This is a genomic window from Xanthomonas sp. CFBP 8443 (assembly GCF_025666195.1).
In the GTDB taxonomy this organism is placed as follows: domain Bacteria; phylum Pseudomonadota; class Gammaproteobacteria; order Xanthomonadales; family Xanthomonadaceae; genus Xanthomonas_A.
In genome coordinates this window covers 952,763-974,494 of sequence record NZ_CP102592.1, presented here as the reverse complement: position 1 = coordinate 974,494, position 21,732 = coordinate 952,763, and the positions used below count along the sequence as shown (strand labels likewise).

Annotated in this window: 20 protein-coding genes; 12 read left to right on the top strand and 8 right to left on the bottom strand. The window is 67.2% G+C overall.

Annotation, left to right across the window (positions count from 1 at the left end; all coding sequences use genetic code 11):
• Positions 1-6: 6 nt before the first annotated feature.
• Entirely contained in the window at positions 7-783 is a 777-nt protein-coding gene (gene pssA / locus NUG20_RS04125; protein WP_263397186.1) for a CDP-diacylglycerol--serine O-phosphatidyltransferase, read from the bottom strand.
• A gap of 75 nt (positions 784-858) precedes the next feature.
• On the opposite strand from pssA, the gene NUG20_RS04120 reads away from it, so the two are divergent.
• From NUG20_RS04120 to NUG20_RS04110, 3 genes are all read left to right on the top strand, one after another.
• Entirely contained in the window at positions 859-1,254 is a 396-nt protein-coding gene (locus NUG20_RS04120) for a DUF4124 domain-containing protein (RefSeq protein ID WP_263397185.1), read from the top strand.
• Between the two features lie 100 nt (positions 1,255-1,354).
• Positions 1,355-3,049: a proline--tRNA ligase gene (locus tag NUG20_RS04115; protein ID WP_263397184.1), complete on the top strand. Its 1,695-nt coding sequence runs from the start codon at positions 1,355-1,357 to the stop codon at positions 3,047-3,049.
• A 282-nt stretch (positions 3,050-3,331) separates the two neighbouring features.
• Positions 3,332-3,796 (top strand): H-NS histone family protein, encoded by a 465-nt coding sequence (locus NUG20_RS04110; protein ID WP_263397183.1) that lies wholly within the window; start codon positions 3,332-3,334, stop codon positions 3,794-3,796.
• 74 nt (positions 3,797-3,870) lie between these two features.
• On the opposite strand, the gene NUG20_RS04105 is transcribed toward NUG20_RS04110, so the two are convergent.
• Positions 3,871-5,130, bottom strand: a complete 1,260-nt coding sequence (locus tag NUG20_RS04105; protein ID WP_263397182.1) for a threonine/serine exporter family protein — start codon at positions 5,128-5,130, stop codon at positions 3,871-3,873.
• Positions 5,131-5,237: 107 nt separating this feature from the next.
• On the opposite strand from NUG20_RS04105, the gene NUG20_RS04100 reads away from it, so the two are divergent.
• From NUG20_RS04100 to NUG20_RS04080, 5 genes are all read left to right on the top strand, one after another.
• The gene (locus NUG20_RS04100; protein WP_263397181.1) at positions 5,238-6,350 is read left to right on the top strand and encodes an ABC transporter permease; all 1,113 of its coding nucleotides are present in this window, start codon (positions 5,238-5,240) and stop codon (positions 6,348-6,350) included.
• A gap of 81 nt (positions 6,351-6,431) precedes the next feature.
• Positions 6,432-7,253, top strand: a complete 822-nt coding sequence (locus tag NUG20_RS04095; RefSeq protein WP_263397180.1) for an ABC transporter ATP-binding protein — start codon at positions 6,432-6,434, stop codon at positions 7,251-7,253.
• 3 nt (positions 7,254-7,256) lie between these two features.
• Positions 7,257-8,183 carry an MlaD family protein gene (locus NUG20_RS04090; protein ID WP_263397179.1) on the top strand — a complete coding sequence of 309 codons (927 nt, stop codon included), beginning with the start codon at positions 7,257-7,259 and terminating at the stop codon, positions 8,181-8,183.
• Entirely contained in the window at positions 8,180-8,851 is a 672-nt protein-coding gene (locus NUG20_RS04085) for an ABC-type transport auxiliary lipoprotein family protein (protein WP_263397178.1), read from the top strand. Before NUG20_RS04090 ends, NUG20_RS04085 begins: the two co-directional genes overlap by 4 nt.
• Before the next feature lie 193 nt (positions 8,852-9,044).
• Positions 9,045-9,608, top strand: a complete 564-nt coding sequence (locus NUG20_RS04080; RefSeq protein ID WP_263397177.1) for a hypothetical protein — start codon at positions 9,045-9,047, stop codon at positions 9,606-9,608.
• Between the two features lie 85 nt (positions 9,609-9,693).
• Here the strand turns inward: NUG20_RS04080 and NUG20_RS04075 are convergent, their stop codons facing one another.
• Positions 9,694-10,275 (bottom strand): alpha-ketoglutarate-dependent dioxygenase AlkB family protein, encoded by a 582-nt coding sequence (locus NUG20_RS04075; protein ID WP_263397176.1) that lies wholly within the window; start codon positions 10,273-10,275, stop codon positions 9,694-9,696.
• Positions 10,276-10,388: 113 nt separating this feature from the next.
• Between NUG20_RS04075 and NUG20_RS04070 the strand changes: the two genes are divergently transcribed.
• Both NUG20_RS04070 and NUG20_RS04065 read left to right on the top strand, forming a co-directional pair.
• Positions 10,389-12,032, top strand: coding sequence for an electron transfer flavoprotein-ubiquinone oxidoreductase (locus tag NUG20_RS04070; protein ID WP_263397175.1), 1,644 nt, complete (start codon positions 10,389-10,391; stop codon positions 12,030-12,032).
• 66 nt (positions 12,033-12,098) lie between these two features.
• Positions 12,099-14,930: a rhamnan synthesis F family protein gene (locus NUG20_RS04065; RefSeq protein WP_263397174.1), complete on the top strand. Its 2,832-nt coding sequence runs from the start codon at positions 12,099-12,101 to the stop codon at positions 14,928-14,930.
• A gap of 24 nt (positions 14,931-14,954) precedes the next feature.
• On the opposite strand, the gene NUG20_RS04060 is transcribed toward NUG20_RS04065, so the two are convergent.
• Together NUG20_RS04060 and NUG20_RS04055 are read right to left on the bottom strand one after the other, a co-directional pair.
• The gene (locus tag NUG20_RS04060) at positions 14,955-15,587 is read right to left on the bottom strand and encodes a CoA transferase subunit B (RefSeq protein WP_263397173.1); all 633 of its coding nucleotides are present in this window, start codon (positions 15,585-15,587) and stop codon (positions 14,955-14,957) included.
• Position 15,588: 1 nt separating this feature from the next.
• A complete protein-coding gene (locus NUG20_RS04055; protein WP_263397172.1) occupies positions 15,589-16,326 on the bottom strand; it encodes a CoA transferase subunit A in 738 nt (245 codons plus the stop codon).
• 135 nt (positions 16,327-16,461) lie between these two features.
• Between NUG20_RS04055 and NUG20_RS04050 the strand changes: the two genes are divergently transcribed.
• Together NUG20_RS04050 and NUG20_RS04045 are read left to right on the top strand one after the other, a co-directional pair.
• On the top strand, positions 16,462-17,808 hold the full coding sequence (locus NUG20_RS04050; RefSeq protein ID WP_263397171.1) for a phosphohexomutase domain-containing protein: 1,347 nt from the start codon (positions 16,462-16,464) through the stop codon (positions 17,806-17,808).
• 55 nt (positions 17,809-17,863) lie between these two features.
• Positions 17,864-19,267 carry a mannose-1-phosphate guanylyltransferase/mannose-6-phosphate isomerase gene (locus NUG20_RS04045; protein ID WP_263397170.1) on the top strand — a complete coding sequence of 468 codons (1,404 nt, stop codon included), beginning with the start codon at positions 17,864-17,866 and terminating at the stop codon, positions 19,265-19,267.
• Between the two features lie 58 nt (positions 19,268-19,325).
• Here the strand turns inward: NUG20_RS04045 and rfbD are convergent, their stop codons facing one another.
• The 3 genes from rfbD to rfbA are packed head-to-tail and all read right to left on the bottom strand — an operon-like array spanning position 19,326 to position 21,693.
• Complete coding sequence (rfbD, locus tag NUG20_RS04040) at positions 19,326-20,255, bottom strand: dTDP-4-dehydrorhamnose reductase (protein WP_263397169.1); 930 nt, start codon at positions 20,253-20,255, stop codon at positions 19,326-19,328.
• Positions 20,252-20,809 carry a dTDP-4-dehydrorhamnose 3,5-epimerase gene (gene rfbC / locus NUG20_RS04035; protein ID WP_263397168.1) on the bottom strand — a complete coding sequence of 186 codons (558 nt, stop codon included), beginning with the start codon at positions 20,807-20,809 and terminating at the stop codon, positions 20,252-20,254. The genes rfbD and rfbC overlap by 4 nt, the downstream gene beginning before the upstream one ends.
• Positions 20,806-21,693 (bottom strand): glucose-1-phosphate thymidylyltransferase RfbA, encoded by an 888-nt coding sequence (rfbA, locus tag NUG20_RS04030; RefSeq protein ID WP_263397167.1) that lies wholly within the window; start codon positions 21,691-21,693, stop codon positions 20,806-20,808. The genes rfbC and rfbA overlap by 4 nt, the downstream gene beginning before the upstream one ends.
• Positions 21,694-21,732 lie beyond the last annotated feature (39 nt).

Here is a 21,732-nt window from a genome sequence, read left to right as displayed (position 1 = left end):
CCTCGCTCACGTCGCGTCCGGCAGCTTGCGCCAGCGCCGCCACAGCCAATGGCAGGGGCCGGACAGCGCATACAGCACGCCGATCGCCAGCAGCGCGCGCGACAGGTCGATGACCAGCACCGCGATCACCACCGACGCCAGCACCAACATCAGGAACGGCACGCGGTCGGCGCGCGGGCCTTTCTCGCCGCCGCCCTTGAAGCTCCAGAAGCGGATGCGGCTGACCATCAACAGCGCCGCGACCACGGTCAGGCCCAGCGCCACATAGCGCAACTGTTCGCCGTCCCAGCCGAGGTTGCCGTCGGCGAACGCCCATACGAAAGCCATCATCAGCCCCGCCGCGGCCGGGCTGGCCAGGCCGACGAACCAGCGCTTGTCGACCGTGCCGACCTGGGTGTTGAAGCGCGCCAGGCGCAGCGCGGCGCAGGCCGCGTAGAGGAACGCCACCGACCAGCCGACCCGGCCCATCACGCTGCCGTCGAACTTCAGCGCCGACAGCGACCAGTGGTACATCACCAGCGCCGGGGCCATGCCGAAGCTGACCAGGTCGGCCAGCGAGTCGTACTGCACGCCGAATTCGCTGCTGGTGCCGGTCAGCCGCGCCACCCGCCCGTCCAGCCCGTCCATCACCGCGGCGACGAACACCGCCACGCTGGCGTGCACGAACTGGCCGTTGGCGGCGGCGATGATGGCGTAGAAACCGGAGAACAGGCCGGCGGTGGTGAACAGGTTCGGCAGCAGATAGATGGTGCGCGAACGGGGTGGCGGTCGGGATGGGTCCATCCCGGCAGTTTAATCGACTTGCCAGGCCCGTCGGCGGGTGCTGCAATCGGCGCTGGCCCCGCCCTGGAGAACGTGATGCGCGCCCTGACCCGGCTTTGCTGCCTGTCCCTGCTCGCCGCCGCCAGCGGCGTGGCCGGCGCCGCCACCCTGTACCAATGGAAGGACGCGCAGGGCGTCACCCACTATTCGGAGAGCCCGCCGCCGGGCGGCAAGTACCAGGCGCGGCGGGTCGACGGCCATGGCGGCGCCCCGGCCGAAGCCACCGAGGCCGCCGCCCCGGCCGAGAACGCCAACTGCCTGAGCGCGCGCAAGAACCTGGACATCCTCGGCAAGCCGGGCAAGGTGATGACCGACCGCGACGGCGACGGCAAGCCCGACGCGGAACTGGACGAGGCGCAGCGCGAGGCGCAGAAGGGCCTGGCCGAGGCCGCGATCAAGGCCTATTGCGCGCCGCCGCCCGCCGCGGAATGAACGCGCGCGGCCGGCGCGGACCCGGCGCGGGCCGCCGCGCATCCCCGCAGCGCCGGCAATGACTGGCAAAATGGGCGCCCGCCGTTAGCGAAGCCCCTCGATGCGCCTTTCCCAGTTCCACCTGCACACCACCAAGGAAACCCCGGCCGACGCCGAACTGGTCAGCCACCGGCTGATGCTGCGCGCCGGCATGATCCGCAAGCTCGCCTCCGGCCTGTACACCTGGTCGCCGCTGGGTCTGCGCGTGCTGCGCAAGGTGGAAGCGGTGGTGCGCGAGGAAATGAACCGCGCCGGCGCCGTGGAAGTGCTGTTCCCGACCATCCAGCCGCGCGAGCTGTGGGAAGCCACCGGGCGCTGGAAGAAGTTCGGCGGGCTGATGCTGCGGATGAAGGACCGCAAGGACCAGGAATACTGCTACAGCCCCACCGCCGAGGAGGCCGCCGCCGATTTCGCGCGCCAGGAGCTGAGCAGCTACAAGCAGCTGCCGGTCAATTTCTACCAGATCCAGACCAAGTTCCGCGACGAGATCCGCCCGCGCTTCGGGGTGATGCGCGCGCGCGAGTTCCTGATGAAGGACGCCTATTCGTTCCACGTCAGCGACGAGGACCTGGCCCGCGAATACGAAAACATGAAGGCCGCCTACAGCCGGATCTTCACCCGCCTGGGCCTGCAGTTCCGCGCGGTGCAGGCCGATTCCGGCGACATCGGCGGCGACGCCTCGCAGGAATTCCACGTGCTGGCCGAGTCCGGCGAGGATTCGCTGGCCTTCTCCACCGGCTCGGACTACGCGGCCAACGTCGAGACCGCGGTCGCCGCCGACCCGGCGCCGCGCGCGGCGGCGCAGGAGGAGCTGCGCAAGGTCGCCACGCCCACCCAGAAGACCTGCGAAGCGGTGGCCGACCTGCTCGGCATCGCGCTGCAACGCACGGTCAAGTCGGTCGCGGTGATGGCCGGCGACGCCTTCGTGCTGGCGCTGGTGCGCGGCGACCACGCGGTCAACGAGATCAAGCTGGGCAAGGTCGCCGGCCTGGCCGGCTACCGCATGGCCAATGAGGCCGAGATCCGCGCCCACCTCGGCAGCGAGCCCGGCTTCCTCGGCCCGCTCGCTCCGCGCCAGCCGATCCGCGTGGTCGCCGACCGCGACGTGGCGGCGATGGCCGATTTCGTGGTCGGCGCCAACGAGGCCGGCTTCCATCTGGCCGGGGTGAACTGGGGCCGCGACCTGCCCGAGCCGGACGCCGTCGCCGACCTGCGCAACGTGGTCGAGGGCGAGCGCGCCCACGACGGCGGCGAGATCCGCCTGGCGCGCGGCATCGAGGTCGGCCACGTGTTCCAGCTCGGGCGCCAGTACGCGCAGGCGCTGGACGCCACCGTGCTGGACGAGAACGGCAAGACCGTGGCGATGGCGATGGGCTGCTACGGCATCGGCATTTCGCGCATCGTCGCCGCGGCGATCGAGCAGAACCACGACGAGGCCGGCATCCGCTGGCCGCAGCCGATGGCGCCGTGGTCGGTGGCGGTGTGCGTGATCAACCCCAAGCGCGACCCGGCGATCGACGCGGCCGGCGAGGCGCTGCTGGCCGAGCTGCAGCAGGCGGGGCTGGACGCGGCGCTCGACGACCGCGGCCTGCGCGCCGGCGCGATGTTCGCCGATATCGAACTGATCGGCATTCCGCACCGCGTGGTGGTCTCCGAGCGCGGGCTGGCCGCCGGCACCTTCGAATACCGCGCGCGCAGCGGCGGCGAAGCCGAAAACCTGGACCGCACGGCATTGCTGGCGCGCCTGCAGGGTTAATCGGGAAGGCCGGGAATATATATCCCGGCCTTTTTTTTGCCCGACCGCCGCTACGACACGGCTTGCACATTTGCTGCGGCAATATGCCCGGCCCGATCGCGGCGGCATGCCGGTTTATTTGACAAGCCGAATCCGGCGCGTATAAGTGTCCCCGCACGCCGGATCCAGCGACGGCCGCGCATATCGAATAAACGGAATATTTGTCAATCCGATAAAGCGATATTATGATTCCGCTCGAGCCAGGGAATGGCTGTATGCCCTCATCCATTTTCCGGAGTACAGATGACCATCGATCTCAGCGGCCTGTCGGCCAAGCAGTTGGGCGCTCTTATCAAGACTGCCAAGAAACAACAGACCATCGTCGCCAAGCGCACGCCCATCGCAAAGGTCCGCACCCAGCTGGCACGCCTGGCCAAGACCCACGGCTACAGCCTCGACGAGGTCCTCGGTGGCGCCGCTCCGGCCAAGCGCGGTCGCAAGGCCGCCGGCAAGCCGGGCCCGAAGCCGGGCCGCAAGCTGGGCAAGGTGCCGCCGAAATACCGTAATCCGGCCAATACCGCGGAAACCTGGACCGGCCGCGGCAAGCAGCCGCGCTGGCTGGCCGAGCAGGTGGGCAAGGGCAAGAAGGTCGAAGATTTCCTGATCGCGGCGCCGGCCAAGTCCGCCGTGCCGGCCAAGAAGACCGCCAAGAAGGCGGTCAAGAAAGTCGCCAAGAAAGCCAGCAAGTCCGCCGCATCGAAAAACTGATCCCGCAGATTGGCGGATATTCGGAAAACGCCGGCGCGAGCCGGCGTTTTTTATGCGCGCCGCGCAGACCGCGACTATAGATTCTTGCGCGCCGGCACCAGCAGGTTGCCGAACAGCAGGCCGGCGACCAGCGCCATCACGATATTGGTCACCGCCAGCAACGCCGACTGCCCGCCGGGCACGTCGTGCTGCTGCACCAGCGTCAGCAACCCGCGCAGGCTGGCGCTGCCCGGCACCAGCATGATGATGCCGGGCAGCCGGATCAGCGCGCCCGGGCGCTGCACCAGCCGGCCGAACAGGTTGCCGGCCGCGGTCAGCGACATCGCCGACAGGAAGATCCCGACCGGGCTGCCCCAGGCCTCGCCGGCGACGCGCGCGATCACGTAGCCGGCCACCGAGGCCGCCATCACCCACGGATAATCGCGACCGCTGGCCTTGAACAGCAGCGCGAACGCGTACGCGGCGATCGGCAGCGAGGCCCATTCCACCCACCCCGCCTGCGGCCGCGACGCGTGCACCATCGGCTCCAGGCCCAGCAGCTGCGCCAGGGTCACCGCGATCACCGCGCCCACGGTCAGCTTGAGGATGGTGGTCACCGCTCCGGCGAAGCGTGCCGTGCCGGACACCCAGTGCTGGCTGGTGAGTTCGTTGACCGCGTTGGTCAGCGCCATACCCGGCAGCAGCACCACCAGCGAGGCGATGATCACCGAATTGAGGTTCAGCGGCGCCACGCTGGTCGCCACCAACGCGGCGACCACACCGGCCAGCAGCGCCGCCAGCGCCTCGTTGGCCTCCTTGGCGGCCGGGCGCTTGTCGGTGAACTGGGTCAACGCGCCGATCAGCAGGCCGATCGCGGTGGCGGTGGCGATGTCCAGCCACGGCAGCCGCCACAGCCCGGCCACGCCGGTGGCGGCCAGGCCGAAGCCGAGGATCTGCATCGCCTTCCAGCGCCGCCCGGGCGGGCGGTCCAGCTGGCGCAGCGCGGTATGCCCCTGGGCCACGCTCATGCGCCCGCTGGCGACGTCGTCGGCGATGCGGTCGGCGACGCTGAGCTTGTGCAGGTCGTTGTCGCCCGGCGCCAGCCGCACCACGCGGGTGATGTCGCTGGAGCCGATCGCCTTGGTCGGATCGCTGAAGCTGAGGATCAGCCCGGTCGGGTTGGACCAGGGCTCGCAGTCCAGGTCCAGCTGCTGCGACAGCGCCACCACCGCCGCCTCCAGGCGCTGCGCGGTGGTGCCGTAGGTGTGCAGGCGGCCGGCGATCTCGGAGACGAACGCGATCCGTTGCGCATAGGTGGCGGCGGTGGACGGGCTGGCGGTGGGCGCGGCGGGCATGTCGGCTAGTATGGCGCGAACGCCGCGCGCAGCCACCCTGTGCAACATGCCGACGTTGCGGGGCAGGCGAAACAGGTATGCTCGCGCCCGCACGCCCCGGACGCCTCATGATCGAACCGCAACCGCCCACCCTCAGCCAGGACGACCGAGACCCTTCGCGGGTGCGGCTGTCCGGCAGTTGGACGTTGGCCACGGCGCTGGCGTCGTCGGACGTGCTGCGCACGATGCCCTCGGGCACCACCGGCATCGACGCCAGCGGCATCGGCCAGCTGGATTCGGCCGGCGTGCTGCAGCTGATGCGCTACGCCACCCGCAACGGCATCGCCCACGAGGCGCTGACCTTCCGCCACGACCACCAGGCGCTGGTCTGCACCATCGAGGACGTCGCCGACGACCGCCCCAAGCGCAAGCGCGACTACGGCTTCGCCGCGGCGCTGGAACGCCTGGGTTACGCGGTGCACCGCAACGGCAAGGAAATCGTCGCGCTGGTCGGCTTCCTCGGCGAGACCCTGGTCAAGGTGCTGCGCCTGGTGCACGAGCCGCGGCGCTTCCGCCTGACCTCCACCGTGCACCACATGGAGCAGGTCGGGCTGGACGCGGTGCCGCTGGTGGCGCTGCTGTCCTACCTGGTCGGCGCGGTGATCGCGTTCCTGGGCTCGACCATCCTGCGCGACTTCGGCGCCGAGATCTACGTGGTGGAGCTGGTCAGCATCGCCTTCCTGCGCGAGTTCGCGGTGCTGCTGACCGCCATCGTGCTGGCCGGGCGCACCGCCAGCGCCTTCACCGCGCAGATCGGCGCGATGAAGGCGCGCGAGGAGGTCGACGCGATCCAGACCCTGGGTTTGGACCCGATGGACCTGCTGGTGATCCCGCGGCTGGTGGCGCTGCTGGTGATGCTGCCGCTGCTGACCTTCGTGGCGATGATCGCCGGCCTCGCCGGCGGCGTCACCGTCGGCGCCTTCGACCTGGGCATCCCGCCGCAGATGTACCTGGCGCGCATGCACGACACCATCCAGCTGCGGCACATGCTGGTGGGCCTGTCGAAGGCGCCGATCTTCGCGATCGTGATCGGCCTGATCGGCTGCCTGGAGGGCCTGCGCGTGGAGGGCACGGCGCAGTCGGTCGGCGAGCGCACCACCTCCAGCGTGGTGCAGACGATCTCGCTGGTGATCATCATCGACGCGATCGCTGCGCTGTGGTTCATGAACGTGGGATGGTGAGATGAAGCAGGAATCGGGAATCGGAAACCGGGCATTCGTCGAAGGCGGACGCCGCGCGCTGCCTGGCCGGGAGCCATTGCCTTGAACAATCCCCAATCCCCAATCCCCAATCCCGATCCCGAACTGGCGATCTCGGTCCGCGGCCTGCTCAACCGGTTCGGCAGCCAGACCGTGCACGAGGACCTGGACCTGGACGTGCGCCGCGGCGAGATCCTTGGCGTGGTCGGCGGCTCGGGAACCGGCAAGTCGGTGCTGATGCGCAGCATCCTCGGCCTGCGCGACCCCGACGCCGGCCACATCCGCGTGCTCGGCGTGGACACCGATTCCAAGCGCCGCGAAGACCGCCTGCACGTGGAGCGCAATACCGGCGTGCTGTTCCAGGACGGCGCGCTGTTCTCCTCGCTGAGCGTGGGCGAGAACGTGCAGGTGCCGCTGAAGGAACACTTCGGCGAGCTGCCCGACAGCTGGCACTACGAGCTGGCGCTGCTGAAGGTGAAGCTGGCCGGGTTGCCGGCCGATGCGATCAACAAGCTGCCCTCGCAGCTGTCCGGCGGCATGCGCAAGCGCGCCGGGCTGGCGCGCGCGCTGGCGCTGGATCCGCCGCTGCTGTTCCTGGACGAACCCACCGCCGGGCTCGACCCGATCGGCGCGGCCGCCTTCGACCGCCTGATCCGCACCCTGCAGGAAGCGCTGGGGCTGACCGTGTTCCTCATCACCCACGACCTGGACACCTTGTACGCTATCTGCGACCGCGTTGCGGTGCTGGCCGACCGCAAGGTCATCGCCACCGCGCCGCTGGCCGAGATCGAGCAGGTCGACCACCCCTGGATCCAGGAATATTTCCACGGCCCGCGCGCGCGCGCGGCCCGCGACGCCAAAACCGCCTGGACCGAGAACGCCTGAGCCATGGAAACCAAAGCCAACTACGTCCTGATCGGCGCCTTCACCATCGTGGCCGGGCTCGCCTTGCTGCTGTTCGGGCTGTGGGCCGCCAAGTATTCGTCCGACCGCACCTGGCAGGAGTACCGGGTGGTGTTCCGCGAGGCGGTCACCGGCCTGTCGGTGGGCAGCCCGGTGCAGTACAACGGCATCGCGGTCGGCTCGATCACCGAACTGACCCTGGCGCCGAACGATCCGCGCCAGGTGGTGGCGCGGGTGCGGCTGAACTCGACCACCCCGATCAAGAGCGACACCCGCGCCAAGCTGGGCATCACCAGCCTGACCGGGCCGTCGATCATCCAGCTCTCCGGCGGCACCCCGGAGGCGCCGTCGCTGACCTCCATCGACACCAGCGACGCGCCGATCATCCAGACCACGCCGTCGGCGCTGCAGAACATCACCGATACCGCCAACCGCATCGTCGAGCGCCTGGACGAGGTGCTCAGCGACCGCAACGTGGCCAGCATCACCGCCACCCTGCACAACCTGGAAACGATCAGCGGCTCGCTGGCCGACCGCGACGAAGGCATGCAGTCGCTGATCCTCAGCGCGCGCGACGCCGCACGCAATCTCGACGTGACCCTGAAGACCACCAACGGCACCATCCAGCGCCTGGACCAGAACCTGGTGCAGCAGCTGCCGCCGATCCTGGACAAGCTGGAGAGCACGCTGAGCAAGCTGGATTCGGCCAGCGGCAACGCCGACAAGATCCTTGGCGAGAACCGCTCGGCGATCAACAGCTTCGCCAACGACGGCCTGGGCCAGCTCGGCCCGACCCTGACCGAACTGCGCGGGCTGATCCGCGACCTGCGCCGGGTCAGCGACCGCCTGGACAACAACCCCGCGCGCTACCTGCTCGGCCGCGACGCCCCGAAGGAGTTCGAACCCAAATGAAGCCTACGCGCGCCCTCCTGCTGCTCGCCGTCCCGGCCCTGCTGCTGCTCGCCGGTTGCTCCGCGCTGACCGGCGGCAGCAAGGAGCCGGTCACGATCTACGCGCCCGACGTGCGCGTGACCCCGGACCCGTCCTGGCCGCAGGTGACCTGGCAGTTGGCGATCGCCAAGCCCAGCGCCGCGCGCGTGGTCGACAGTTCGCGCATCGCGGTGCGTCCCACCCCGGGCGAACTGCAGGTCTACAGCGGCGTCGGCTGGGCGCAGCCGGCCACCGACATGCTCGAGGACACGCTGGTGCGCGCGTTCGAGGATTCCGGGCGCATCCCCGGCGTGGCCCGGCTCGGCACCGGCATCCGCGCCGACTACAAGTTGCTGCTGGACCTGCGCCGCTTCGAATCCGACTACGCCGGCCGCGACCTGCCCTCGGCCACGATCGAGCTCAGCGCCAAGCTGCTGTACACGCCCGACCAGCGCGTGGTCGCCTCGCGCACCTTCCTCGCCGCGCAGCCGGCCGCCAGCACCGACAAGGCCCAGGTCGCCGACGCGTTCGGCCAGGCACTGACGCAGCTGAGCGGCGGAGTGGTCGGCTGGACCCTGCAGCAGGGCCAGGCCGACGCGGCGACCGCCCTGGCGCCGGTGCCGCAGCTCGCTCCAGCATCGCGGCGCTAACTCCAAAGGCGACCTCCAGCACGCCCTCAGGGTGATGCCATTCCCTTTTCAGTTGGCGGCAAGAGCGGCACACCAATTACGTGCGCCTTATCAGACACATACAGCGAACTAGTCGACTTATCGAGCCCAAACGGAGTTGGTAAAATTCGGCCGCGGACATGAGTTCGCATAAATAAAAAAAAGGATTTACTCGATGAAGATGAAGATATTGATGGGCGGACTGATCCTGAGCGCAGCGAGTGTGCTTGCCTCGTCCGCCGCAGCACAAAGTTTGGTACAGATGCCAGATCTTCCAGAAACGGCCAGGTTGGGAACGGATACGAGCACGATGGCCGTTCCTGACGGGGTCCAACTCGTTGAGTTGTATCGCTATTACAACCCCAAGGAGCGCAATCATTGGTCTGGTCGCAGCATGCCCCAGAATTGGGAGCAGTTGGGCTGGCGATACGAAGGCAGCTTGGGCTTCATCTCCTACACGCCGTTTTCCGGCGGGCACGCGCTTTACAACTGCTTCATCGCTGGCGCCAACGATTTTTTCACTTCACCTGACCCGAACTGTGAAGGCAAGAATTTATCGACCTTCATGCCAATCTTGGGATATGTCGCCGACACGCAGATCCCTGGCACGGTGCCTCTTTATCGCTGTATGCGCGGCTACACTCCAACTCGTGCCGACCATTTCGACACGCTAAGTTCGGTATGCGAGAATGTGCCCAATAAGGCAATGGATGGTGTAATCGGATACGTTTTCCTATAAGTAGTCTTTGCGATTGGCCGCCCTTACTGGCGGTCAATCGTATGCGGAGCCGCTTCGGAATGTTCTGGATGGAACAATCTCATGATTATCCAGCAGCGATCCTGCGAAACGTCAGATTGATCCGCTCGCTCACCGGCTTCGCAGTCCGCGGCAACGCATGCCGATAAAGGCGCTGGGTCTCGCCACCCATCAACATCAATCCACCGGCGCTCAGCTCCAGCGCCTGGCGCAGCGTCGGCTGCAGGCGATGGCGCAGCACGAAGCGGCGCGTGGCGCCCAGGCTCAGCGAGGCGATCAGCGGGCGCGGGCCGAGTTCCTTTTCGTCGTCGCTGTGCCAGCCCATCGCGTCGTGGCCGTCGCGGTAGCGGTTGGCGAGCACGCTGTTGAACGCGACTCCAGTTTCCGCCGCCAGCCGTTCGCGCAACGCCCGTAGCGCCGGCGGCCACGGATGCGGCGCGAAGCGGGTGCCGGAGTAGCGGTAGCTCGCCCCCTGGTCGCCGATCCAGCAACTCAGCCGCGGCGAATCCACCAGCCGCCCGAACAGGCGGATGCGGTGAACCTCCCACTCCACCCCGGCCAGCAACTGCGCGAACAGCGCCGCGGCCTCGGCCGGCGCCAGCCAGCCAGGCAGCCAGCGGACGTCGGCGCCGGGCAGGTCAAGTTGCATCGCGCCACGCTAGCATGCCCTGGCCCACCATACGCCAGCGTCCGGAATTTGCCCCGTCACGCACAAAGCCTGAAAATGCAGACAGCCAGATCGAGCCAACGGGAGCGGACCAGATGACGGGATTGGAAGGCGGCGCCAGCGCGCCGGAGCCAGTGGAACGCGACGTCATGGAATACGACGTGGTCACCGTCGGCGCAGGCCCAGCCGGGCTGGCGTTCGCGATCCGGCTCAAGCAACTCAACCCCGACATCTCGGTCTGCGTGATCGAGAAGGCCAGCGCGGTCGGCGCGCAGATCCTGTCCGGCGCGGTGATCGAACCGGCCCCGCTGGACGCGCTGCTGCCCGGCTGGCGCGACAACCCGCCGCCGATCTGCGTGCCGGCCGGCGAGGACGAGTTCTGGCACCTGAGCAAGGACGGCGGACGCAAGTTCCCGATCGTGCCGCCGGGCATGCGCAACCACGGCAACTTCATCGTCAGCCTCGGCGCGCTGTGCGCGTGGCTGGCGCCGCAGGCCGAGGCGCTGGGCGTGGAGATCTATCCCGGCTTCGCCGCGGCCGAGACCCTGCATGCCGACGACGGCACCGTGCTCGGCGTGCGCATCGGCGACATGGGCGTGGCCAAGGACGGCGCGCACAAGCCCGGCTACACCCCCGGCATCGACATCCGCGCCAAGGTCACGGTGCTGGCCGAGGGTGCGCGCGGCCACCTGACCAAGCGCCTGATCAAGCGTTTCGCGCTCGACGCCGGGCACGATCCGCAGGCCTTCTCGATCGGCATCAAGGAACTGTGGCAGCTGCCGGAAGGCCGCGTGGTGCCCGGCAAGATCGTGCACACCCTGGGCTGGCCGGCCGACAATGCCACCTATGCCGGCAGCTTCCTGTACCACCTGGACAACAACCAGGTGGCGCTGGGCTACGTCAGCGGACTGGATTACCACGACCCCGAGTACCGCCCGTGGGAAGCGTTCCAGCAATGGAAGAACCACCCGCTGATGAAGCCGCTACTGGAAGGCGGCACCATCCTGTCGGCCGGCGCCCGCGCCATCGCCAGCGGCGGCTGGCAGTCGCTGCCGAAGGTGGAGATGCCCGGCGCGCTGTTGATCGGCGACACCGCCGGCCTGCTCAACGTGCCCAAGATCAAGGGCACCCACCAGGCGATCCGCAGCGGCATGCTCGCCGCCGAACACCTGGCCGCCGGCGCCGCACTGGATCCGGCGGGTTTCGACGCCAAGCTGCGCGGCTCGGAGGTGATGGCCGAACTGCGCCAGGTGCGCAACATCAAGCCCGGGTTCAAGAAGGGCATGTGGTTCGGCCTGCTCAACGGCGCCTGGGAAACCCTGGTCAAGGGCGCTTCGCCGTGGACGCTGAAGGTGACGGCGGACTGGTCGTCGCTGGACCGGCTCGGCGAGCACGAACAGCCCAAGCGCGACTACGTGCAGCGCGAATTGGCGCCGCGCGACCGCCTGCAGGGCGTGTACTTCGCCGCCACCGAACACGACGAGGACCAGCCCGTGCACCTGCACGTGCTGGACCCGCAGATCTGCGTGACCCGCTGCACCGAGGAATACGGCAACCCCTGCACCCGCTTCTGCCCCGCCGCGGTCTACGAGATCGTCGACGACGCGGCCGGCAAGCGCCTGCAGATCAACGCCGCCAACTGCGTGCACTGCAAGACCTGCGACATCAAGGATCCCTACGAGATCATCAACTGGGTCACGCCGGAAGGCGGCTCCGGCCCGAATTACCAGAACCTGTGAGCCGCCCGCTTCCGACGCGATGCTCTTGCTGCGCCGCAGCCGCGTTCTTCGCCACGTGACCTCGCGATGAGAGCCACCTGGCACAAGGCTGAGCGCGCCGCGCGTACGGCTGTCGAGCGGCACGGCGGCGGCTGGCGCGGCCTGCTTGCCGTTGCCGAGCGTAGCTGGAAGGTGCTGCGGGCGCTGGGCCTTGCCGGTTTCGTGCGGCGCTTGCGCAATGCCGCGCACGCGCAGGTGTCGGTAGCGCCGCCATCCGATGTCATGTTCCCCGCGCCAACGCCGATCGAGCGCGTGCAACTGCGCGTGGGCGTGATGGCCCACGTTTTTTACCCCGACCTTCTGGGCGAATTGACCCAGGCGCTGACGGCCATGCCGGTGCCGTACGTGCTGATGGTTTCGGTCATCGATGACGACGCGCGTGCCGCTGCCCAACAGCACCTGTCGTCGTTGCCGAACCTGCAGACGCTGAAAGTACGCAAGGTCGCCAATCGTGGCCGCGACCTGGCGCCGTTGATCGTGACGTTCCGCGAGGACATTCTCGCGCTCGACGTCGTGGCGCACTGGCATACCAAGAAATCCCTATACACCGGCAGCGAACGCCGCGATTGGCGTGATTATCTGACCGCTGCGCTGTTCGGCTCAACACAGCGCATCGCCTGGACCCTCGGCATGTTCGATGCCGAGCCGAGACTGGGAATCGTCTACCCGGAAAGCTTTACCGGCATACCTCTGTGGGGCCACACCTGGCTCAGCAATCTGCAGGTTTGCCGCGAACTGGGACAGCAGCTGGGGATCGCCATTGATGCCTCTGCCTATATCGATTACCCGGCAGGCTCAATGTTCTGGGCACGAGTAACGGCATTGCAACCCATTTACGCACTTGGGTTGAGCTTGCAGGATTTCCCCGAAGAGCGCGGCCAGACCGATGGAACCCTACAGCATGCGCTGGAGCGGATGTTCGTGGCCGTGGTACGCCAACAAGGACTGCTGGCCGGCATCCTACCGCCGGATGGGCGGCTTGCACTGAGCACGGAAGGCAGCCGTAATTGGATGCAGGCCTTCCAGATGCCTCTGGCCACGCGCATGACCATGTCGGCGATCGAGGCAAAGCTGGTGTCGCTGGATGTTTTCGACACACTGGTAACGCGTCCGTTCCTGACCCCGGCCGGAGCACGCGCTTATCTTGCTCATCTGGCAGCCGAGACCCTTGGCGTCCGGGGGTTCGCCACGTTACGCGATCGTGCCGAAGCGCTCGCGCGAGCGGCAGCAGGACGTGACGTCGACCTAGACGCCATCTACGCCGCAATGGCACGGCTCGCAGAAGCGAAGGACCTGCCCTTGCAAGCGCTGCAGGCACTGGAACTGGATACCGAAGCACGTCTGCTGCAGCCGCGCCAGGCGCTGGTTGCCGCGGCTAATGCGCTTGCCGCCAGCGGCCGGCGCCTGGTCGCGGTGTCGGACATGTACCTGGGCAGCGCCGACCTGCAAAAGGTGTTGCCAGCAGCAGTCGGCGGACTGCCGCAAGCCTGGTATGTCTCTTGCGAAACCGGCTGGCGCAAGGATGACGGCCAGGCCTGGGAACAGCTGCCGGCGCGCGAAGGCGTGGCGGCACGGCACTGGATGCACATCGGCGACAACGAACAGGCGGATATCCAGCGCCCACAGATGCACGGCTATCTCACGCCCGTGCATGTTCTGCGACCATCGGCTTTGCTCGACGTGGTCCCGGCGTTGCGCCCGCTGCGACCTGCCGCGGGCGCATCCAGCCCCTGGCAGGATCAGTTGTGGCTGGGCCTACTCAGTCGCCACCTGGCGGATCTGGCCGATACCCGGCCGGAGCAGTTCGGCCACCATCTGCGCCTGGAGTCGCCGACCTCGCTCGGCTATCTGGTGTTTGGCCCGTTGCTCGCCGATTACCTGCTGTGGCTGTCGCGCGTGGCGCTGTCGCGCGGCATTGGCCAGATCCTATTCCTGAGCAGGGAAGGCTATCTGCTGCAAAAAGCGTTTGCGCAGCTGCAGGCGGCATGTCCGCCGCTGGCAGCGCTGCGCGACCGCTATCTGCTGGCCTCGCGCCGCGGCACCGGCGTACCGACGCTACGCGAGGCCAACGACCTGGAGGCATTGTTCGGCAGTACCTATACCGGCAGCCTGCAGGATCTGCTGCAGGCACGGCTCGGCACCGCTGCGACACGCGCGATCGCAGCGCAACTTGGCGCCGCAGACATGCGCGGCATGGTGATGTTGCCAGAGATGCGCACCGCTTTGCTGCAAAAATTGGCGCCTGCGATACCGGAACTGCTCGACGTAGCCGCCGTTGAACGCGAAGGCTATCTGCGTTACTGGCGCGCTACGGTCGATGACGCACCAGCCATGGTTGCCGACCTGGGCTACGCAGGCACAATTCAGGCGCAACTGGGCAGGTTGACTGGAACCACGCTGGGGGGCGGCTATTTCGCGGTGAACGACGGCATCGCTCAAATCCAGGCCAGCGGCTGGGCCGAAGCCCGTTACTTCGATGGCCGCAACGCGGATGCGGAAACCTCGGTGATCCTGCAACACGACTTGCTGCTGGAAACCTTCCTGACCGCACCGGATGGCCAGTTCTCACATTTCGCGTTGCGCGACGATGGCGAGGTCGAACCCGTCTTCGCCGACAACGACCTGGATCCCATGCACTTCGCCACGGTCGCCGCAGTCCAGCGAGGCGCGCTCGATTTCGTCGCCGACCTTTGCGCCATCGGCGGCAGCGAGACTTGGCAATTCGCGTTCGACCGCGCACTGATCCAGGCGCCATTGCGCTGCCTGGGCGAAGGCCGCTGGCAGGCCGGCGACTGGACGCGCGGCCTCGCAGTCAGCGATGCGTTCACTGGCCGCGGCCTGGTCGCCGTGGCCATCTGAGCCGCGTCCGCGCTCGCTGCAGCGTCACGCTCTGCGGAAAGGAACCCCGGTCTTGGCAACGAGTTCCGCCTCCTCCACGCCATCGGCCGCCTCCACCAGCACAAGTCCCTCCGCGGTCACGTCGAACACCGCCAGATCGGTGACGATGCGGTCGACCACCGCCACGCCGGTCAACGGCAGGTCGCAGTCGGGCAGGATCTTGTGGCTGCCGTCCTTGGCCACGTGCTCCATCAGCACCACCACGCGCTTGACCCCGGCGACCAGGTCCATCGCCCCGCCCATGCCCTTGACCATCTTGCCCGGCACCATCCAGTTGGCCAGGTCGCCGCGCGCGCTGACCTGCATCGCGCCCAGGATCGCCAGGTCGATGTGGCCGCCGCGGATCATCGCGAAGGAATCGTGGCTGCCGAAATAGCTGGCGCCGGCGCGGGCGGTGACGGTCTGCTTGCCGGCGTTGATCAGGTCGGCGTCGACCTCGTCCTCGCTTGGGAACGGGCCGATGCCGAGCAGGCCGTTCTCCGACTGCAGCCACACGTCCACGCCCTGGGGGATGTGGTTGGCGACCAGGGTCGGCAGGCCGATGCCCAGGTTCACGTAGGCGCCGTCGGTGAGTTCGCGGGCGGCGCGCTGCGCCATTTCGTCGCGGGTCCAGGCCATGTCAGGCGTCCTTCTGGCGCAGGGTGCGCTGTTCGATGCGTTTTTCCGGATGCGGGTTGTGCACGATGCGGTCGACGTAGATGCCGGGCAGGTGCACCTGGTCCGGATCGATGCTGCCGGTGTCGACGAGCTGCTCGACCTCGGCGATGCAGACCTTGCCGGCCATCGCGCAGGCCGGGTTGAAGTTGCGCGCGGTCTTGCGGAACACCAGGTTGCCGGCGGCGTCGGCCTTCCATGCCTTGATCAGGGCCACGTCGGCGTGCAGCGCGGTCTCCAGCACATAGTGCTTGCCGTCGAACTCGCGCGTCTCCTTGCCCTCGGCGACGACGGTGCCGTAGCCGGTGGCGGTGAAGAACGCGGGGATGCCGGCGCCGCCGGCGCGCAGCCGTTCGGCCAGGGTGCCCTGCGGATTGAACTCCAGCTCCAGCTCGCCGGCCAGGTACTGGCGCTCGAATTCCTTGTTCTCGCCGACATAGGACGAGATCATCTTGCGGATCTGCCGGGTCGCCAGCAGTTGGCCGAGGCCGAAGCCGTCGACACCGGCATTGTTGGAAATGACCGTGAGCCCGGTCACGGCGCTGTCGCGCAATGCCGCGATCAGCGCCTCGGGGATGCCGCACAGGCCGAAACCGCCGACCGCCAGGGTCTGGCCGTTCGCCACCACGTCGGCCAGCGCCGTGGCCGCATCGGGGAAAAGCTTGCCGCGTCGCCCGGTCGCCCGGGGGGAGGTGTCGCCCATTGGCCCGCATCCGCATTGGAAGTAGACAGCTAGTTTAGCCGCTCGCCGACCGTGGCCTACGTCGCACTGCCGCAACGACCGATTAAGGGCTGGAACGTTACACTCCGGTTTCCCCCAAGCCAGGACCCTTCACCTATGCCGCTTCCCGCATTCAAGGCCTACGACATCCGCGGCCGCGTTCCCGACGAACTGAACGAGGACCTGGCCCGCCGTATCGGCGTGGCGCTGGCGGGGCAATTGGAGAGCGGGCCGGTAGTGGTCGGCCACGACGTGCGCCTGGCCAGCCAGGGGCTGCAGGACGCGCTGTCCGCCGGCCTGCGCGCCAGCGGCCGCGAGGTCATCGACATCGGCCTGTGCGGCACCGAGGAAGTGTATTTCCAGACCGATCACCTGAAGGCCGCCGGCGGGGTGATGGTCACCGCCAGCCACAACCCGATGGACTACAACGGCATGAAGCTGGTGCGCGAGAACGCGCGCCCGATCAGCTCCGATACCGGCCTGTTCGCGATCCGCGACACCGTGGCCGCCGACACCGCGCCCGCCGGCACTCCGACCGCGCCCGAGCACAGCCGCCCGGACAAGAGCGCCTACATCGAGCACCTGCTGAGCTACGTGGACGTGTCCACGCTCAAGCCGCTGAAGCTGGTGGTCAACGCCGGCAACGGCGGCGCCGGCGCCATCGTCGACCTGCTGGCGCCGCACCTGCCGTTCGAGTTCGTGCGCGTGTTCCACGAACCGGACGGCCACTTCCCCAACGGCATCCCGAACCCGCTGCTGCCGGAGAACCGCGAGGCCACGGCCACGGCGGTCAAGCAACACGGCGCCGACTTCGGCATCGCCTGGGACGGCGATTTCGACCGCTGCTTCTTCTTCGACGAGAACGGCCGCTTCATCGAAGGCTATTACCTGGTCGGCCTGCTGGCGCAGGCGATCCTGGCCAAGCAGCCGGGCGGGAAGGTGGTGCACGACCCGCGCCTGACCTGGAACACCATCGAGATGGTCGAGGATTCCGGCGGCGTGCCGGTGCTGTGCAAGAGCGGGCATGCCTTCATCAAGGAGAAGATGCGCAGCGAAAACGCCGTGTACGGCGGCGAGATGAGCGCGCACCACTATTTCCGCGAGTTCGCCTACGCCGACTCGGGCATGATCCCGTGGCTGCTGATCGCCGAACTGGTGTCGCAGTCGGGCCGCTCGCTGGCCGACCTGGTCGAGGCCCGCATGCAGAAATTCCCATGCAGCGGCGAGATCAACTTCAAGGTCGCCGATGCCAAGGCCGCGGTGGCCCGCGTGATGGAGCACTACGCCGCGCAGTCGCCGACGCTGGACTACACCGACGGCGTCAGCGCCGAATTCGCGCAGTGGCGCTTCAACCTGCGCAGCTCCAATACCGAACCGCTGCTGCGCCTGAACGTGGAAACGCGTGGTGATGCGGCGTTGCTGGAACAGCGCACCAACGAAATTTCCGACCTGCTGAAGGCATGATCGGACTTATGCCCTTTATCGTCCCTTTCACCGCATCTATGGAGTTCCCCCGCCCATGAGCGACGTCCTGCCCATCATCCTGTCCGGCGGTTCCGGCACGCGGTTGTGGCCGCTGTCCCGCGAGTCCTATCCGAAGCAGTTCCTGCCGCTGGTCGGCGAACACAGCATGCTGCAGGCCACCTGGCTGCGTGCGGCACCGGTCGCCGGGCACGCGCCGATCGTGGTCGCCAACGAAGAGCACCGCTTCGTCGCCGCCGAACAACTGCAGCAGATCGGCGTGCAGCCGCAGTCGATCCTGCTCGAGCCCAAGGGTCGCAACACCGCGCCGGCCATCGCCGTGGCGGCGCTGGAGGCGACCCGCGACGGCGCCGATCCGCTGCTGCTTGTCCTGCCCTCCGACCACGTGATCCGCGACGAAGCGGCCTTCCATGCGGCGGTACGCATCGCCGCGACGGCCGCTGAGCAAGGCAAGCTGGTCACCTTCGGGATCAAGCCGACCGCGCCGGAAACCGGCTACGGCTACATCAAGGCCGGCGCCGGCAACGGGGTCAGCGCGGTCGAGCGCTTCGTCGAGAAACCCGACCTGGCGACCGCGCAGGGCTACCTGGCCTCGGGCGAGTATTACTGGAACAGCGGCATGTTCCTGTTCCGCGCCTCGCGCTACCTGGAGGAACTGCGCCGCTTCCAGCCGGCGATCGCCGATGCCTGCACCAAGGCCTGGAACGCGGCCACGCGCGATGCCGATTTCACCCGTCTGGACAAGGACGCCTTTGCCGCCAGCCCATCCGACTCGATCGACTATGCCGTGATGGAAAAGACCGCCGATGCGGTCGTGGTGCCGCTGGACGCCAACTGGAACGATGTGGGCTCCTGGTCGGCGTTGCTGGACGTGTCGCCGCAGGATGCGCAGGGCAATGCGCACCACGGCGACGTGATCGAGATCGATTGCCGCAACACCTATGCCTACGGGTCGCGGCTGATCGCGATGGTCGGGTTGCAGGACGTGGTGGTGGTCGAGACCGACGACGCGGTCCTGGTGGGCCATCGCGAGCGCATCCAGGAGGTCAAGGAGATCGTGGCCAGGATCAAGGCCAGCGGCCGCTCCGAGGCCACCTGGCACCGCAAGGTGTACCGCCCGTGGGGCGCCTACGATTCGATCGACAACGGCCAGCGTTTCCAGGTCAAGCGGATCACGGTCAAGCCCGGCGCCACGCTGAGCCTGCAGATGCACCACCACCGCGCCGAACACTGGATCGTGGTCAGCGGCACCGCCGAGGTCACCCGCGGCGAGGACGTGCTGCTGCTCACCGAAAACCAGAGCACCTACATCCCGCTGGGCGTGACCCATCGCCTGAAGAACCCGGGCAAGCTGCCGCTGGAGCTGATCGAAGTGCAGTCCGGCAGTTATCTGGGCGAGGACGACATCGTGCGCTTCGAGGATACCTACGGGCGCACCTGAGTCCTGCCGCAGCGGCAAAAAAAGAGCCGGGTAATCCCCGGCTCTTTTTTTATCCGCTTCACGCGCGCGCGGCGCCTTGTGCGGGTTTCGGTTGTGCGGCCAGTTCGCCGATCACCTGGCGCAGGCCATCGCGCCATTGCGGCAGCGCAAGCGAAAAATCGCGCTGCAGCCTGGACACATCCAGCCGCGAATACGCCGGGCGCTTGGCCGGGGTCGGATACTCGGCCGTGGCGATCGGCAGCACGCGCGGCGCACGCGTCAGCAAGCCCGCCGCGAGCGCGTCCTCAAAGATCGCTTCGGCGAAACCGTGCCAGGTGGTCTCGCCGGCGGCGGTCAGGTGCCAGGTGCCCGATTGCGCGGCATCGCGCTGCCCGAGCACCTGCGCGGTGACGTCGGCGATCAGCGCCGCCGGCGTCGGCGTACCGACCTGGTCGGCGACCACGCGTAGCTCATCGCGCTCGGCGCCGACACGCAGCATGGTGCGCAGGAAATTGTTTCCATGCGCGGCGTACACCCAGGCGGTGCGGAAGATCAGGTGCTGCGCACCCGAGGCGCGGATCGCCTCTTCGCCGGCGAGCTTGGTGGCGCCATACACGCCCAGCGGCGCGGTCGGCGCGTCCTCGGGATACGGATGGGTGCCCTGGCCATCGAAGACGTAGTCGGTGGAGTAGTGCACCAGCGGCACGCCGTGCGCGGCGCACCAGTTGGCGATGGCCGCAGGCGCCTCGGCGTTAACGCGCATGGCAGCATCGCGCTCGTGCTCGGCCCGATCCACCGCGGTGTAGGCGGCCGCGTTGACCACGGCAGCCGGGCGCTCTGCATCGAGCAATGCATGCAAGTTGCCAGGACGATCTAAATCGGCCCGCACGCATGCACCACCATCAGGCAGGTTGCCGCTGCGCGTGGCCGCCACTACTTCGAATCCCGCCAAGGCACGCAACAGTTCATGGCCGACTTGCCCGTTACCACCGAATACCAGCACCTTCATGGCGCATAGACCGGCAACCTTTCCTCAGCGATCTGACTCAGGAAAGGCGCCTCCTGATCCTTCTTCGACAGCACCGGCGTACCGATCGGCCAATCGACGGCCAGGTCTGCGTCATTCCAGCGAATCCCTCGATCTGCTTCATGGACATAGACGTCGGTGCATAGATAATTGAACAGCGCCGTCTCGGACAGAACCGCGAATCCATGGGCAAAACCCGGCGGAATCCAGAACTGTCGCCGGTTGCTCGCGCCGAGGATCACAGCCTCCCATTGACCGAAAGTTGGTGAACCCCGACGGATGTCCACCGCCACGTCGTAGACCTCGCCCTCCAGCACGGTCACCAGCTTTCCTTGCGGACGTGGCCATTGATAATGCAAGCCGCGCAAAACCCCTTTTTCTGATGAAGAAACGTTGCTTTGCACGAAATTGGCAGGCAATCCCTGATCAGCGAAGCGGCCCGCATTCCACGTTTCAAAGAAGAAGCCACGAGAGTCGCCGAAAACTGTAGGTTCTAGAATCTTGCACCCTGGAAGCGATGTCTCGATCACATTCATCGCACTACACCCCGTTTCAGCAACTTGTGCAGGTATTGGCCATAGCCGCTCTTTGACAGCGGCGCAGCGAGTGCCTCTAGTTGCTCGGCATTGATCCAGCCCTTCCAGAACGCAATCTCTTCAGGACAACAGACCTGCAGGCCCTGGCGGGTCTGGATGGTCTCAATGAAGTTCGATGCTTCCAGCAAGGATTGGTGCGTCCCTGTATCGAGCCACGCATAACCGCGACCGAGCGTCTCCAGATGCAGCTGTCCCGCCTCTAAATAACAACGGTTCAGATCAGTGATCTCCAGTTCCCCGCGCGGCGACGGCTCTAGCGCAGCTGCATACGCAGAAGCGTTGCCGTCGTAGAAGTACAGCCCGGTGACCGCGTAGCTCGAGCGTGGCTGCGTCGGCTTTTCCTCAATCGCGATGACGCGCCCCTCGGCATCGAACTCGGCGACGCCATAGCGCTCAGGGTCGTTGACCCAATAGCCGAATACGGTGGCGCCGTCCTGACGTGCATCTGCGCGCCCGAGCAGGTCGATAAGCCCATGACCATGGAAGATGTTATCCCCCAGCACCAGGCAACTCGGCTTGCCGGCGACGAAGTCGCGTCCGATCAGGTAAGCCTGCGCCAACCCATCCGGGCTCGGTTGAATCGCATACTCGATGCTCATGCCCCACTGTGATCCGTCGCCTAGCAAGGCGCGAAACAGCGCCTGCTCGTGCGGCGTATTGATGATCAGCACCTCGCGGATGCCGGCCAGCATCAGCACGCTGAGCGGGTAGTAGATCATCGGCTTGTCGTACACCGGCAGCAGCTGCTTGCTGACGCCCTTGGTGATCGGATACAGCCGGGTGCCGGAGCCGCCGGCCAGGATGATGCCTTTGCGTTGGGTCATGAGGTGCTTCCTAGAGAAGTCCGCGCATGGATGTGCGGG